This window comes from Streptomyces sp. TG1A-60, from assembly GCF_037201975.1.
In the GTDB taxonomy this organism is placed as follows: Bacteria; Actinomycetota; Actinomycetes; order Streptomycetales; family Streptomycetaceae; genus Streptomyces.
Map to the genome: position 1 here is coordinate 889,502 of NZ_CP147520.1, position 14,898 is coordinate 904,399.

Here is a 14,898-nt window from a genome sequence, read left to right on the forward strand (position 1 = left end):
GCGCTGCCGCGCTAACGCTCTGTCAGCTTGCCCGACGCCACCTCGAAGCGTCTCGTCACCCTTACCGCGTCCAGCATCCGGCGGTCGTGGGTGACCAGCAGGAGCGTGCCCTCATAGGCGTCCAGGGCGGATTCCAGCTGCTCGATGGCGGGGAGGTCGAGGTGGTTGGTGGGCTCGTCGAGGACGAGGAGGTTCACTCCGCGGCCCTGGAGCAACGCCAGGGCCGCGCGGGTGCGTTCGCCCGGGGAGAGGGTCGCCGCCGGGCGTAGGACGTGGGCGGACTTGAGGCCGAACTTGGCCAGGAGCGTGCGGACTTCGACGGGTTCGGTGTCGGGGACGGCCGCGCGGAAGGCGTCGAACAGAGGCTCGGGGCCGTGGAAGAGCCCGCGGGCCTGGTCGACCTCGCCGACGAGGACACCGGAGCCGAGGGCGGCGTGTCCGGCGTCCAGGGGGATCCGGCCGAGCAGGGCGCCCAGGAGGGTCGACTTGCCCGCGCCGTTGGCGCCGGTGACGGCGACGCGGTCCGCCCAGTCGATCTGCAGGGACACCGGTCCGAATGCGAAGTCGCCGCGTCGCACCTGCGCGTCGCGCAGGGTGGCGACCACGGCGCCGGAGCGCGGGGCCGCCGCGATCTCCATGCGCAGCTCCCACTCCTTGCGCGGCTCGTCCACGACGTCCAGCCGTTCGATCATGCGCTGCGTCTGCCGGGCCTTCGCGGCCTGCTTCTCGCTCGCCTCGCTGCGGAACTTGCGGCCGATCTTGTCGTTGTCGTTGTTCGCCTTGCGCCGCGCGTTCTTGACACCCTTGTCCATCCAGGAACGCTGCATCTGGGCACGGTCCTGGAGGGAGGCCCTCTTGTCGGCGTACTCCTCGTAGTCCTCGCGGGCGTGCCGGCGGGCCGTCTCTCGTTCCTCCAGGTAGGCCTCGTATCCGCCGCCGTAGAGGTTGATCCGGTTCTGCGCGAGGTCCAGTTCGAGGACCTTGGTGACCGTGCGGGTGAGGAACTCGCGGTCGTGGCTGACGACCACCGTGCCCGCGCGCAGGCCGGAGACGAAGCGTTCGAGCCGTTCCAGGCCGTCCAGGTCGAGGTCGTTGGTGGGCTCGTCGAGGAGGAAGACGTCGTAGCGGGAGAGGAGGAGGGAGGCGAGTCCGACGCGGGCGGCCTGGCCGCCGGAGAGGCCGGTCATGGGCTGGTCCAGGTCGACACCGAGGCCGAGGGAGCCGGCGACCTCCTCCGCCCGCTCGTCCAGGTCGGCGCCGCCCAGGTCGAGCCAGCGCTCCAGGCTGGTCGCGTACGCGTCGTCGGCGCCCGGCGCGCCGTCGACCAGCGCCTGGGTAGCCTCGTCCATCACCCGCTGGGCCTCCGCCACACCCGTGCGCCGGGCGAGGAAGTCCCGTACGCTCTCGCCCTCCCGGCGCTCGGGCTCCTGCGGGAGGTGGCCGACGGTCGCCGTGGGCGGGGCCAGCCGCAGCTCTCCCTGTTCCGGTGGAAGCAGTCCCGCGAGCAGCCGCAGCAGCGTGGACTTCCCCGCCCCGTTGGCACCGACCAGCCCGATCACGTCACCGGGGGCGACGACGAGGTCGAGCCCGGAGAAGAGCGAGCGGTCGCCGTGCCCGGCGGCGAGATTCTTGACGACGAGAGTGGCGGTCACAGGGGGCGATCCTAACGACACCGTCCCGCCCGCTCGCAGGGGCCGGGTGTCAGGGACCGTGTCCGCCGGATCTCACCGCCCCATCGGCTCCACCAGCACCGTCCCCGAGGTCCGGGCCACGATGAACGATTCTCCCTTCATGGCCTGCGGGTCCAGCCCGATGCGGTGCCGGCCCGCCGGCAGGATCCCTTCGAAGAACCGGTAGGTGTGGGGGCGGTGCAGCCGGCCGAGGCGGTACGCGGTCAGCTCCACCCGGCAGGTGGAGGTGATCTCGATGCCGGCCTGGCCGCCGGCGGCGACGAGGCGGGTGAGGCGGCGCTGTTCCGTCGGACTGCGGTCGAGGGCGTGCTCGATCTGGGCGACGAGGAGCGGGATGATCGGGGCGAGCCCGTCGACGTACGCGACCTGGACCCCGGCGCGGTCGAAGACCCGCCGTACGGCGTCGCGGTCCGCCTCGCCGACGGCCCGCCCGAAGGCCACGGCGCCGTAGGCGCGCAGTTCCTCGGCGGACACGCCGGTGGCGTCGTGCGCGATGTCGGCGCCGATCCCGATGGCGCGCAGGGCGGCGGCGAGTCTGGCGAGGACGGCGACGCGGGCACCGATGAGGAGGACCCGGCGGCGGGACGAGGGTTCGGCGGCGGACTCGCTCAGCAGGGACTGCAGTGCGCCGCGGTACTCGGGGCCGTGAAACCGGAAAGGACCGATGCCCGTGTAGCCGTTCAGCTTCAGGTCGGCCTCCTCCTCCGTCTGCCAGGCGAAGTCCCGCCACACGTAGTCGTCGCCGTCCCGCTCTATCACCGCGGTCACCGCTCCGCAGGCGAGGTCGGCGCATTCGGGGCAGCCGTAGATGACGTAACGGTCGCGGGTGAGGGGGGCTTCGGCTTCCAGGAGCAGGCTGCGCACCTGGGCGGAGAAGATCGAGGGCGGGACGTCGGAGGCGAGGGGGGATACGGCGTCGAGGTCGGAGAGCTGGAACAGCAGCGGGCGTCCGTCGACGATGAAGTCCACGAAGTCCCGGTGCACCTGGTAGTCACCGTTGGCGAGGACGCCACCGGCTCTCATCGCCGGTGCCAGGCCGAAGGTCGCGTACTCGGCAGACATGGTGCGAGTATCCCCACAAAGGCAGACTTGCGAGCACGGGATGGCATATTCCGCTAACGTCCCAGCGCGGCCAAGGAATCGAACAGCGATGTGATCGTGGTCGGTGGCGGAATCGTCGGCCTCACGACGGCCGTCGTTCTGGCGGAGAGCGGCAGACGGGTCCGGATCCGGGCGCGGGAGCCCGGGGAGCGGACCACGTCCGCCGTCGCGGGCGGCCTGTGGTGGCCCTACCGGATCGAGCCGGAGGAACTCGTCGGCGAGTGGGCGCTCGCCTCCCTGGCCGTGTACGAGGAGTTGGCGGCCCGGCCGGACGAGACGGGCGTACGTATGGTCGAGGGCGTACATGGCGAGACCGCGCTGGACGGGCTCGGCGCGTGGGCCGCACGCGTGGCGGGGTTGCGGGTGGCGACGGCCGAGGAGTATCCGGGTGCCGGGCTGTGGGCGCGGCTGCCGCTGATCGACATGCCGGCCCATCTGCGGTGGCTGCGTGGGCGGTTCGTCGCGGCGGGCGGGGCGGTCGAGGCGCGTACGGTCAGCGATCTCGCGGCGGTCGACGCGCGCGTGGTCGTCAACTGCACGGGGCTCGGTGCGCGGGAGCTGGTGCCGGATCCGTCCGTACGGCCGGTGCGGGGACAGTTGGTCGCCGTGGAGAACCCCGGCGTCACCACCTGGCTCACGTCGGTGGATCATGCCGGGTCCGAGAGCACGTACTTCATGCCGCAGCCCGGTGGGCTGGTCCTGGGCGGTACGGCGGAGGAGGACGTGTGGTCCATGACGCCGGATCCGGTGATCGCCGAGGAGATCGTGAAGCGGTGTGCGGCGGTGCGGCCGGAGATCGCCGACGCGCGCGTGCTCGACCATCGGGTGGGGTTGCGGCCCGCCCGGCCGGCAGTGCGTCTGGAGCGGGAACTCCTGCCGGGCGGACGGGTGTTGGTCCACAACTACGGACACGGCGGGGCCGGGGTCACGGTGGCCTGGGGCTGCGCCCAGCAGGCGGCGCGGCTCGCCACGGGGTGACGACGACGGGGCGCGAGGAACCGCGCGCCCAGCCCCCCTCACGACCGGCGGTCGCCCGGTCACCGCTCCCCGACGGCGCTCAGTCGCGCCGATGGCCGATCGGGTCACCTTCGGTCTCCGTGCCCTGACCGGGGCCGACCCGGATCTCGAAGTCGCCGTCGTAACGCCTGTGGCCCTCGATGACGGCGAGTTCGACCGCCTCGGAGGCCATCTCCTCGCGGACGATCACCGGGTCCCGGCGCAGGTCGCGCATCAACGCGACGCACATCCCGGTCATGACCAGGACGAACGGCGCGGCGGCCAGGATCGTGAGGTTCTGCAGGCCCGTGAGGGCGTCGCCCTGGCCGCTGCCGACGAGCAGCATGATGGCGGCGACGGCTCCGGTGACGACGCCCCAGAAGACGACGACGAAACGGCCGGGTTCGAGCGCGCCGCGCTGGGAGAGCGTTCCCATGACGATGGACGCGGCGTCGGCGCCGGAGACGAAGAAGATGCCGACCAGGATCATCACGAGCAGGCTGGAGACCGTGGCGATGGGGAACTCGTGCAGAACGGCGAAGAGTTGGCCCTCCGGGGTCGACTCCTCACCGAGCCGCCCCTGCTCCTGCAGCTTCATCGCCGTGCCGCCGAAGACCGCGAACCAGACGAGGCTGACCGAGCTGGGGACGAGGATGACGCCGCCGATGAACTGGCGGATGGTGCGCCCGCGGCTGATGCGGGCGATGAACATGCCGACGAAGGGCGTCCAGGAGATCCACCACGCCCAGTAGAAAACGGTCCAGGAGCTGAGCCAGTCGGCCACGCCCTCGCCCCCGGACACCTCGGTGCGGCCCGCGAGTTGGGGCAGATCACCGAGGTAGGCGAAGATCGAGGTCGGCAGCAGGTCGAGGACCAGGATGGTGGGGCCGGCGACGAAGACGAACACGGCGAGCAGCAGGGCCAGCACCATGTTGGTGTTGGACAGCCACTGGATGCCCTTCTCCACACCGGAGACGGCGGAGGCCACGAACGCCAGGGTCAGGACGGCGATGATGGCGACGAGCAGGCCGGTGCTCACCGTGCTCATCCAGTCCAGCTCCTGGAAGCCGGAGCCGATCTGGAGTGCGCCGAGGCCGAGGGAGGCCGCCGAGCCGAAGATCGTGGCGACGATCGCGAGGATGTCGATGACCCGGCCGCCGGTGCCGTTTGCGTGCTTCTCGCCGATCAGCGGGGTGAAGACGGCGCTGATGGTCTGGCGGCGCTTCTTGCGGAAGGTGCTGTAGGCGATGGCCAGGCCGACCACCGCGTAGATAGCCCAGGGGTGCAGCGTCCAGTGGAAGAGGGTGGTCGCCATCGCCCCTTCCATGCGCTCGCCGGAACCCTCGGGGTTCGTGCCCGGCGGAGGCGAGGTGTAGTGGGCGATGGGCTCGCTGACGCCGTAGAACATCAGGCCGATGCCCATGCCGGCGCTGAACATCATGGCCACCCACGACACCGTGCGGAACTCGGGCTTCTCGCCCTCGACCCCGAGGTGGATCCGGCCGTAGCGGCTCATCGCCAGCCACAGGGCGAAGATCACGAAACAGGAGGCGGCCAGCATGAAGGCCCAGCCACCGTTGTGGATCAGGCCGCTCAGCAGCTTCCCGGAGGCGGCTTCGAGCGAGTCGGTCGCGATGGCGCCCCAGAGCACGAAGGCCGAGGTCAGTACGGCCGTCACGCCGAACACAACGCGATCGGTCTGGGGCCGCCCGCCGCCGGGGAGACCCGCCTCCGAACCTGGAAGCGCGCCTCCCCCTGAGAGGCGGTGCGATGATCGTGCGTCACAGGTGGAACCTTTCCGCGAGTGGCTGGAGCTGACTTTCTCCTGCCCAGGAACCCTTACCACATGTGACGTTGATCCTTTCTTGTTCAACAAGTGATGTGGAGGTCCCCACCGTCACGCGGTACGGCGCCCGCTCGTCGGGCAGGAGCGGGACGAGCGTGCGCAATTGCTGACGCGGCGGTACGAGTACGCCGTCACCGTCTCTTTCCGGCCGCACCCGCCCGCCGTGCAGGGCCGGCTTGTCCGCGAACTCCCCCTACCGCTGTGCGGTGAGCCGGTAGCCGCAGGGCGAGTCCTGGATCACCTCGACGGGCTCGGCCGGGTCGTTGTCGGCGCCGCCGACGTGGACCGGGCCGGTGTCGCGCAAGCCGGCCAGACGGGCGCGCACGTCGCCGCCTCGACCCGTCGGCCACATACGTCCGCGAGGCCGAACAGACCCTTCAGGGCGGGGAGCCGGGAGTTCACCCGGCGCGGGTTGTCGGCCGGGTGCCGAGAACAGAGGTGCGGCGAGGGCGGTGGCGATCAGCGTCGCGATCCGGGCCCTCATACGCCGGCGCCCGGAACGCGCGCCGCCCTGCTCGGGTCGCGTACGCCGTCGAGGACGGAGTCCGCGAGCGTGCCGGCGGTGCCCGAGGTCGCCTTCGCGAAGGCGGCGGCGCCGCCGACCAGCGGGACCTTCGCAAAGGTGCGCCTGAGGTCGATGGTCAGGGTCGGTGTGCCAGACGGCGGGTCGATGAGGTCCTCGTCGGTGCCCGCGACGATCAGCGCGAGACGGTGGCCCGCCGGGACGACGTGGTCGCTCGCGTGCAGATCGAGGGTGATCGTGTACGGCCTGCCGGGCGTGAGCGGGGCTCCCGTGCCGGAGGAGTGGTTGCCGAGGTCGGCCCAGCCGCGGCTGAAGATCGTGTAGTCGACGTCGGCCGTCTTCGTCCCGGTCTCCCGGAAGCAGGAGCTGTCGCCGGTGGTGCTCAGGCCCCAGCAGTTGCGCTCGGTGAGGGTGGTGATGCCCTCCCCCGCGGTCGCGTAGTCACGGATGGTGTCCGGACCGAGGTCCACGAGGACCGCCGAGAGGTGGGCGGTGGAGGTGGTGGGCGTGGCGGTGACAGTCACCTCGGAGGAGCCGGACAGCCGAAGGTCCCGGGTGAGCGGCCGGGTGACGAAGCCCGCCTTGTCGGGGGTGGACCTGTCGATGTGCGCGGCCCAGTCGGTCTCGCTCCGCGCCGGGTCGTCGGTGAAGGTCTCGGTGCCGGTCCGCTTGCGCAGGCCGAGGGTGCCGACGCCCGGCTCGCTGCCCTCGGCCGGGCGGAGGGTCGTGGTCCGCGTGGCGCGCGGCGGCCAGACCGTGGACGTCTCCCACTGGTCCGGGTGGCGTTCGATGTCGGCCATGGGCTCGTCGTCGATGCCGTTGTCGTAACCGAGGAGTTCGTGGTCGAACCAGCGGTGCAGGGTATCCACCCACGTGGCGCGCCGGAAGTCGAACGGGTCCACGTGGCCGACCTGGGAGAGCCAGATCTTGCGCTCGACGCCGTGCTGCGCGAGGGCGTCCCACCACTGGCCGAAGTGCTTGGGGCGGACGTTGAGGTCCTGCTGCCCGTGGATGACGAAGACGCTGGCGTCGATCTTTTGGACGTCCTTGACGTAGTCGCGCTCGGTCCACAGCGGGGTCCGGTCGCCGGTGCGCGGGGCGCCGTCGACGAGTTCCTGCTGGACGGCTCCGCACCTGGCGCGGGCGTCGGGGCTCTCGACGTAGTGGGAGAGCCATTCGGGGCCCGAGTTGTAGAGGGGGGCGCCCTGGGCGAAGTAGTAGTCGTACCAGGAGGAGATCGCGCCGATGGGGACGATGGTCTCCAGGCCCTCGACTCCGGTGGCGGCCACGCCGTTGGCGACGGTGCCGTCGTAGCTCTTGCCGATCATGCCGGTCCTGCCGTTGGTCCAGCCGGCCGTGGCCCTGGTCGTGCCGGTGCGGGTGGTGTACGCCTTGCCGCGACCGCCCAGCCAGTCGACGACGGCCTTGGCCGACTGGATGTCGGAGCGCCCGCCGACGTCGACACAGCCGTCGGAACGGTTGGTTCCGGCGAGGTCGACGGCGACGAAGGCGTAGCCGCGGGGCACGAAGTAGTTGTCGTAGAACAGCGGCATCTGCACGATGTCGCCGTTCGCGTCGTACGTCTTGCGCTGTCCCTCGTTGCCGCGTCCACAGCAGGAGTAGTACGGGCTGGCGTCCATGATCACGGGTATCTTGAGGCCCCGCCGGTCGGGTTCACTTGGGCGGACGATGTCGACGGCGACCCGGTCCGTACGGCCGTCGCGGTCACCGTCGAGCCCGGTGTCCACCCAGACGGCCTCACGGATGGCCCTGTCGTACGAGTAGACCGGCTGGCTCTTGCGGGGCGTCGGGGTGGCGGCGACCGCCGGGGTGAGGAAGCCGGCCGTGAGGGCGGCGGCCGTGGCCGCCGTCGCGAGCGATCTCCAGGTCGTGAAGCGTGTGCGTCGCACTGGTATCGGCATGCGCGGACGGTACTGCGGTCAACTCCCGCGCAGAAGAGGCCCTTCTGCGGCTCGCGGGACTTCGGCCACGGTGTGGCCGGAAAGGAGCGTGGGGCTGGATGGCCCATGTCGGCCGAGGGGAGATCGTGTGACCGTGGCGGCCATGGACACGTCCGGGCTCACAGGGACTGCTCAGGCGCTGAAGGACTCGCGCGGAACCGTTCAAGCGTGCGGGTGGTGACGGGCACCAGGAGTGTTCAGGGACGCGGGTGGACCTCGGCCTCGATGCGTTCGCCGACCACTCTGCTCGCCAGGTCCGAGGCCAACTCCGCGACGTAAGGGCGGAGTTCGGCCTCGGCCATGGCGCGGTCGGCGGCGAGGCGGGCGTGGCCCTCGGCGAGGAGGGCGGCGTACTGGAGCCGGCCGTCGGCGCGGGCCTCAGCGATCAGGGCGGCGCCCTCCTCGAAGGCGCGCCGACGGATGCGGGCGGCCTCGTGGCGGGCGTCGGCCAGAACCCCGGCCACCTCGGCCTGTTTGGTCCGCGCCTGCTCCCGCACGGCTTCGGCATGCGCCTCCGCTCCCTTGGTCGCGGCCTCACGTGCGTCCAGGACCCGCTGGAACCGGGGCAGTAGGCGGACGAAGAAGAGGAACACGAGCGCGAACAGCACCGACGCGACGACGAGTCCTTCGACCGGCGGGTTCAACGGGCCGATGTCCATCGGGAGGAGGTCCATACCGGTGACCTACCCGCCCCCGCACACGGGGTACCTCCCTCGGCCAGGGATCAGTCCCCGTGGTCGTTACGGGGACACCCCCGCCGTACCGGCCGTGCCGATGCCCCTCCGGGCCGACCTGGACGAACTGACGTCACCGTCCCGGGCGGCGCCGGCGATCGCCCTCTGCCGAGGTTTCCCGGCACTGGTGGGACAGCGATACTGCTGTATGACGACCGACACCGGAGAGATCGTCCTCACCGTCGACGAGTTGTCCGCGCGGGCGGTCACGGTGCGTACGGTCCGCTTCTGCAGCACCAGGGGCCTGTTGCCGCCGCCGGTGATCGGTCCGCGCCGGGTCGGTCGCCACGGGGCGGTCGCCGAACGCGACCCCAGGCCGTGAAGCCCCTCTCCGCCCACATGCGACCGCTCGTCACGCAGACCCTGTTGACGACCCTTCAGCCTTCTCTGAGGGAGGAACTCCGGCAGTGGCTGGAGAAGTGGGCGAACCGGAAGATTTCAAGTCCAGTCAGACGTTGCGATGCTATGAGCTCTGTGGTGCGGGTTCCCTGCGCTTGGCGGGATCGTTGATCCACGCCTTCTGAGGTATCTCGGGCGGAGTGGGGCGGCGGCCGAAGCGTGCGGGGTGGCGGGTGTAGGCCGCGGCCAGGGCCCCGGCATCCCGGGCGGCCGCCACTCCTTGACGTGCGAGTGGTAGAGCCGTTCCCGGCGCAGGACCGCACCCTTTTCATTCCTGGGCACGGCGTCGTACTCGGCGACGATCCGCAGTTTGTGCTCCGAGGTGAAGGTACGGCGCTTCGGCCTCGGTGCCGGGTCGGACCCGACGGGCTCAGTGCCTGGGCATAGGGGGCGGTTCTCCTGTCGTGCCCTCTCAGGCTAACCCCGCAGAGCGGGACGTCTCACCCAAGGCTGGCAGAGAGGGAACGGGCCGGCGCAGGACGGCCGCTGAGCCTGACGTTCAACCCCGACAAGAGACGATCTTGTCGGGGTTGAACGTCAGGCGGCCTGCGCCGTGGACGTCCACGGGTGGGTGGGGAGGGCCGGTCGCGCGGTTCCCCACTCACCCGCATCCGCGGGGTCACCCGTCCCCGAACCGCTCCCCCCTCTCCGCCTTCTCCACCAGCAGGGCCGGCGGGGTGAAACGATCGCCGTAGCGGTCGGCGAGTTCTCGTGCGCGGATGACGAAACCCGCGAGGCCGCCCTCGTAGCCGTTGATGTACTGCAGGACGCCACCGGTCCAGCCGGGGAAGCCGATGCCGAAGAGGGAGCCGATGTTGGCGTCGGGGACGGAGGTCAGCACTCCCTCCTCCAGGAGCCGGACGGTCTCCAGGGCCTCCGAGAAGAGCATGCGCTCCTGCATGTCCCGGAAGGGGATCCGGTACCCCGGCTCGGTGAAGTGCTCGCGCAGGCCGGGCCAGAGCCTGGCGCGGCGGCCGTCGGGACCGTAGTCGTAGAACCCGGCGCCACCGCTGCGGCCCGCGCGGCCGTACTCGTCGACCATGCGGTCGATGACGGCCTCGGCGGGGTGGGCGACCCACGTGCCGCCCGCCTCCTCGACGGCCCGTCGGGACTCCGCGCGGATCTTGCGGGGCAGTGTGAGGGTCAGCTCGTCCATGAGGGAGAGGACCTTGGCGGGGTAACCCGCCTGGGCCGCCGCCTGCTCGACGGACGCCGGCTCGATGCCCTCGCCGACCATCGCGACACCCTCGTTGAGGAAATGGCCGATGACACGGGAGGTGAAGAAGCCTCGTGAGTCGTTGACGACGATCGGGGTCTTCCTGATCTGGCGGACTAGGTCGAAGGCGCGGGCCAGGGCCTCGTCGCCCGTCTGTACGCCCTTGATGATCTCTACCAGCGGCATCTTGTCGACGGGCGAGAAGAAGTGCAGGCCGATGAAGTCGGACTGGCGGGCGACCCCCTTGGCGAGCTCGGTGATGGGGAGGGTCGATGTGTTGCTGCACAGGAGGGCGTCCGGTGCCACCACCGTCTCGATCTGCTGGAAGACCTCGTGCTTGAGTTCGGTGTTCTCGAAGACGGCCTCGATGACGGCGTCGCAGCCCGCGAGGTCGGCCGGGTCGGCGGTGGGGATGATGCGGGCCAGGAGGGCGTCGGCCTTCTCCTGGGTGGTGCGGCCCCTGGACACCGCCTTCGCGCAGAGCTTCTCCGCGTAGCCCTTGCCCTTCGCCGCCGCTTCGAGGGACACGTCCTTGAGGACGACCTCGATGCCCGCGCGGGCGCACGAGTACGCGATGCCCGCGCCCATCATGCCGGCGCCGAGCACGGCGGCCTTGCGGACCTGGCGGGGCTCGATGCCCCTGGGGCGGCTCGCGCCGGAGTTGACGGCCTGGAGGTCGAAGAAGAAGGCCTGGATCATGTTCTTCGAGGTCTGCCCGGCGGCCAGTTCCACGAAGTAGCGGGCTTCGACGACCTGGGCGGTCTCGAAGTCGACCTGGGCGCCCTCGACGGCGGCGGCGAGGATGTTGCGCGGCGCCGGATAGGGGGCGCCGCCCGTCTGCTTGCGCAGGGTGGCCGGGAAGGCGGGCAGATTCGCCGCGAACCCGGGGTGGGCGGGGGTGCCGCCGGGGATGCGGTAGCCGGGCTCGTCCCAGGGCTGCCGCGACTCGGGGTTGGCGTCGATGAAGGCGCGGGCCTTGTCCATCAACTCGTCCTGCGTGGCGGCCACTTCGTGGATGAGGCCGTTCTGCAGGGCGCGCCTCGGGGTGTACTGGGTGCCCTGGAGCAGCACCTTCAGCAGGGCGTCGGCGATGCCCAGCAGCCGTACGGTACGGACGACGCCGCCGCCTCCGGGCAGCAGGCCGAGAGTGACCTCGGGGCAGCCGATCTTGGAGCCGGGGGTGTCGAGGGCGATGCGGTGGTGGCAGGCGAGGGCCAGTTCGTAACCGCCGCCCAGGGCCGCGCCGTTGAGCGCCGCGACGACCGGCTTGCCCAGGGTCTCGATGCGCCGCAGGTGGCGCTTGATCTCCAGGCCGCCGTCGAACAGCTGCCGCGCGGTGTCGGGGGTGACCCGGATGAGGTCGCGGAGGTCACCGCCGGCGAAGAAGGTCTTCTTGGCGGAGGTGATGATGACGCCGCGGATGGTGTCCCGCTCGGCCTCCAGACGGTCGGTGGTCACCGCGAGGGAATCGCGGAACGCCTGGTTCATGGTGTTCGCGGACTGGTTCGGGTCGTCGAGGACGAGGGTGACGAGGCCCGTGCGGTCCTGTTCCCAGCGGATGGTTGTGCTGTCGGTCATGTGAGGGTCTCCGTGAGTGTCAGAGTCTTTGGCCGCCTGAGCACCAGAGCGTGTCTGCCGTTCAAGGAGCGGCGCCCGGTACCGGTGCGTGTCGGTGTGCCGGCCGGAAGTCCTCGTGCGGGGGACGTACCCGGGCCTCGGCCGGTGCGGCGAGAGGGCGTGCCGGGCGTCGCGACGGGGCGGACGTCGCCTGCCGCGCCACCGGGGCGTGTTTCGAAAGCACCGTCGTCCGCCCGGAGGGCGGGGCTCGCGGCATCCGGTGCGGTGCGTCGCGAGGCGGAGGGTCGCCCGCGTACCGGGCGTACGCGGGCGATCCCGACAACGCGGCGAGGTGCCGTGCCAGGCGTCGCGAACCAGACGGGACGTTCGAGACACACCTAGAGGCGTTCGACGATCGTCGCGATGCCCATGCCGCCGCCCACGCACAGCGTGGCCAGCCCGTACCGCTTGTCCTGGCGCTCCAGTTCGTCGATCAGCGTGCCGAGGATCATCGCGCCCGTCGCACCGAGTGGGTGGCCGAGGGCGATCGCGCCGCCGTTGACGTTGACCTTGTCGAGTGAGAGCCCCATGTCCCGCACGAAACGCAGGACGACGGCGGCGAACGCCTCGTTGATCTCGACGAGGTCGATGTCGTCGATCGTCAGGCCGGCCCTGGCGAGAGCCTTGCGGGTCGCGGGCGCGGGGCCGGTGAGCATGATGGTGGGCTCGGAGCCGGAGACGGCGGCGGAGACGATCCGGGCACGCGGGCGCAGGCCGTACCGCTCGCCGGTCTCCTCGGAGCCGATGGCGACGAGGGCCGCGCCGTCCACGATGCCGGAGGAGTTGCCCGCGTGGTGGACGTGGTCGATCTCCTCGACCCAGTGGTACTCCTGCAGCGCCACCGCGTCGAATCCGCCCAGCTCGCCGATGTCCGCGAACGACGGCTTGAGCCCCGCGAGGGAGTCGGCGGTCGTGCCGGGCCGCATGTGCTCGTCGTGGTCGAGGAGCACGAGACCCGAGCGGTCCTCGACGGGGACGACGGACTTCTCGAACCGGCCCTCCTTCCAGGCCGCCGCCGCCCGCTCCTGGGACAGTGCCGCGTACTCGTCGACGTCCCGTCGGGAGAAGCCCTCGATGGTGGCGATGAGGTCGGCGCCGATGCCCTGCGGCACGAAGTTGACCGCCAGGTTGGTCATCGGGTCGTTGAACCAGGCGCCCCCGTCCGAGGCCATCGGCACACGGGACATCGACTCGACACCGCCCGCCAGCACCAGGTCCTCCCAGCCGGAACGGACCTTCGCGGCGGCCAGGTTGACGGCTTCCAGGCCGGACGCACAGAAGCGGTTCTCCTGTACGCCGGCGACCGTGTCCGGCAGTCCGGCGGCGATCGCGGCGGTCCGGGCGATGTCGGAGCCCTGGTCGCCCACCGGGCTCACGACACCGAGCACGATGTCGTCGACGGCGGCCGGGTCGAGGCCGGGGAAGCGGCGCCGGACCTCGTGGATCAGCCCGACGACCAGGTCGATGGGCTTGGTGCCGTGCAGGGCGCCGTTCGCCCTGCCGCGGCCACGCGGGGTGCGGATCGCGTCGTACACGTACGCTTCGGTGCTCACGAGTCTGGCCTTTCGGGTGGCGGGAGGGAGGGCCCGAGGGCCGGTGTCAGTCGGTGTCCTTCGAGGAGGCGGCCGTCGGGGAGCCGTCCTGGAGGGAGGCGTCCGTCAGCAGGCCGGGTATGCCCCAGTCGTGGGCCACGTCCGCCGTGTCTGCGCCCGGCTGGGCGGGGCCGCCGCGGACCGAGGTGCGTGTGGCGGAGAAGCGGGGTGCGGGGGCGGGCTGGGTGATGCCGCCGAAGTCGGTGAAGGTGCCCCGGGCCGCGAGATGCGCGTGGTCCGGGGCCTCTCGCAACGACAGGACGGGGGCCACACAGGCGTCGGATCCTTCGAAGACGGCCGTCCACTCGTCCCTCGTACGGGTCCTGAAGCGGGCCGCGACCGTCTCACGCAGCTCGCTCCGGGCGGCCATGTCCTTACGGGCCGGGGCCCGGTCCTTGATGCCGAGGAGGTCGACGAACTCCTCGTAGAACCGCTGCTCAAGGGCGCCCACGGCGACGTACCGGCCGTCGGCCGTCTCGTAGGTGCCGTAGAAGGGGCAGCCGCCGTCGAGGAGGTTGGCGGCGCGGCGGTCCTGCCAGCCGCCGGCGGCGAGCATGCCGTGGATCATCGTGGAGAGGTGCGCGGTGCCGTCGACGATGGCCGCGTCCACGACCTGGCCGGCGCCGGTCGCGCGGGCGTGGTGGAGGGCGGCGAGGACGCCGACGACGAGGTAGAGCGAGCCGCCCGCGTAGTCGCCGAGGAGGTTGGCGGGGGCGACGGGCGGGGTGTCCGGGGCGCCGATCATGCCGAGGGCGCCGGTGAGGGCGATGTAGGCGATGTCGTGGCCGGCGCGCTGGGCGAGCGGGCCCTGCTGGCCCCAGCCGGTCATACGACCGTAGACGAGCTTCGGGTTGCGGGCGTGGCAGGCCTCGGGGCCGACGCCGAGGCGCTCGGCGACGCCCGGCCGGTAGCCCTCGATCAGGATGTCGGCGCGTTCGGCCAGGTCGAGAGCGGTGTTCGGGCCGTCCGGGGACTTCAGGTCGACGATCACCGACCGCTTGTTGCGGTTGGTGACGTCGTACCGGGGGTTCACGGCGAGGCCCGCGCCGCCCGGCCGGTCGACGCGGACGACATCGGCGCCGAGGTCACCGAGGAGCATGGCGGCGAACGGTCCCGGGCCGATGCCCGCGAGTTCGACGACGCGCACACCGGTGAGCGGGCCGTGCCCGGGCGTCTTCGCCACCGCCATCGCCCCCAGCTCCGTGACACACATGATGTGACA

9 protein-coding genes and 2 pseudogenes are annotated in these 14,898 nt (G+C 71.3%); 2 read left to right on the forward strand and 9 right to left on the reverse strand.

Going from position 1 to position 14,898, the window contains the following annotated elements; genetic code table 11:
• Window positions 1-11: 11 nt before the first annotated feature.
• On the reverse strand, window positions 12-1,652 hold the full coding sequence (locus WBG99_RS03265; RefSeq protein ID WP_338894846.1) for an ABC-F family ATP-binding cassette domain-containing protein: 1,641 nt from the start codon (window positions 1,650-1,652) through the stop codon (window positions 12-14).
• 72 nt (window positions 1,653-1,724) lie between these two features.
• On the reverse strand, window positions 1,725-2,753 hold the full coding sequence (locus WBG99_RS03270; RefSeq protein ID WP_338894848.1) for an oxidoreductase: 1,029 nt from the start codon (window positions 2,751-2,753) through the stop codon (window positions 1,725-1,727).
• A gap of 90 nt (window positions 2,754-2,843) precedes the next feature.
• On the opposite strand from WBG99_RS03270, the gene WBG99_RS03275 reads away from it, so the two are divergent.
• Window positions 2,844-3,770 carry an FAD-dependent oxidoreductase gene (locus WBG99_RS03275; protein WP_338894850.1) on the forward strand — a complete coding sequence of 309 codons (927 nt, stop codon included), beginning with the start codon at window positions 2,844-2,846 and terminating at the stop codon, window positions 3,768-3,770.
• A 79-nt stretch (window positions 3,771-3,849) separates the two neighbouring features.
• Here the strand turns inward: WBG99_RS03275 and WBG99_RS03280 are convergent, their stop codons facing one another.
• The 4 genes and pseudogenes from WBG99_RS03280 to WBG99_RS03295 all read right to left on the reverse strand — a co-directional run bounded on the left by WBG99_RS03280 (window position 3,850) and on the right by WBG99_RS03295 (window position 8,792).
• Complete coding sequence (locus WBG99_RS03280) at window positions 3,850-5,475, reverse strand: BCCT family transporter (protein WP_338894852.1); 1,626 nt, start codon at window positions 5,473-5,475, stop codon at window positions 3,850-3,852.
• A gap of 202 nt (window positions 5,476-5,677) precedes the next feature.
• Window positions 5,678-6,051, reverse strand: a pseudogene (locus WBG99_RS03285) (carboxypeptidase); the annotation flags it as partial.
• A gap of 63 nt (window positions 6,052-6,114) precedes the next feature.
• A complete protein-coding gene (locus tag WBG99_RS03290) occupies window positions 6,115-8,079 on the reverse strand; it encodes a Xaa-Pro dipeptidyl-peptidase (RefSeq protein WP_338894854.1) in 1,965 nt (654 codons plus the stop codon).
• 236 nt (window positions 8,080-8,315) lie between these two features.
• Window positions 8,316-8,792 (reverse strand): hypothetical protein, encoded by a 477-nt coding sequence (locus WBG99_RS03295; RefSeq protein WP_338894856.1) that lies wholly within the window; start codon window positions 8,790-8,792, stop codon window positions 8,316-8,318.
• Window positions 8,793-9,000: 208 nt separating this feature from the next.
• Between WBG99_RS03295 and WBG99_RS03300 the strand changes: the two are divergent.
• Window positions 9,001-9,144 (forward strand): annotated as a pseudogene (locus WBG99_RS03300) (transcriptional regulator); the annotation flags it as partial.
• 726 nt (window positions 9,145-9,870) lie between these two features.
• On the opposite strand, the gene WBG99_RS03305 reads toward WBG99_RS03300, so the two are convergent.
• The 3 genes from WBG99_RS03305 to WBG99_RS03315 form a co-directional block, all read right to left on the reverse strand.
• Window positions 9,871-12,045 carry a 3-hydroxyacyl-CoA dehydrogenase NAD-binding domain-containing protein gene (locus WBG99_RS03305; protein ID WP_338894857.1) on the reverse strand — a complete coding sequence of 725 codons (2,175 nt, stop codon included), beginning with the start codon at window positions 12,043-12,045 and terminating at the stop codon, window positions 9,871-9,873.
• Between the two features lie 377 nt (window positions 12,046-12,422).
• Window positions 12,423-13,637 carry an acetyl-CoA C-acetyltransferase gene (locus tag WBG99_RS03310; protein WP_338894858.1) on the reverse strand — a complete coding sequence of 405 codons (1,215 nt, stop codon included), beginning with the start codon at window positions 13,635-13,637 and terminating at the stop codon, window positions 12,423-12,425.
• A gap of 46 nt (window positions 13,638-13,683) precedes the next feature.
• Window positions 13,684-14,865: a CaiB/BaiF CoA-transferase family protein gene (locus WBG99_RS03315; protein WP_338900194.1), complete on the reverse strand. Its 1,182-nt coding sequence runs from the start codon at window positions 14,863-14,865 to the stop codon at window positions 13,684-13,686.
• Between the last annotated feature and the right edge of the window lie 33 nt (window positions 14,866-14,898).

What these genes read in the sequence shown, in the direction of transcription:
- WBG99_RS03270 (WP_338894848.1), bottom strand. Translation starts at nt 2,753, where the DNA reads ATGTCTGCCGAGTACGCGACCTTCGGCCTGGCACCGGCGATGAGAGCC.
- WBG99_RS03290 (WP_338894854.1), bottom strand. Translation starts at nt 8,079, where the DNA reads ATGCCGATACCAGTGCGACGCACACGCTTCACGACCTGGAGATCGCTC.
- WBG99_RS03295 (WP_338894856.1), bottom strand. Translation starts at nt 8,792, where the DNA reads ATGGACCTCCTCCCGATGGACATCGGCCCGTTGAACCCGCCGGTCGAA.
- WBG99_RS03305 (WP_338894857.1), bottom strand. Translation starts at nt 12,045, where the DNA reads ATGACCGACAGCACAACCATCCGCTGGGAACAGGACCGCACGGGCCTC.
- WBG99_RS03315 (WP_338900194.1), bottom strand. Translation starts at nt 14,865, where the DNA reads ATGGCGGTGGCGAAGACGCCCGGGCACGGCCCGCTCACCGGTGTGCGC.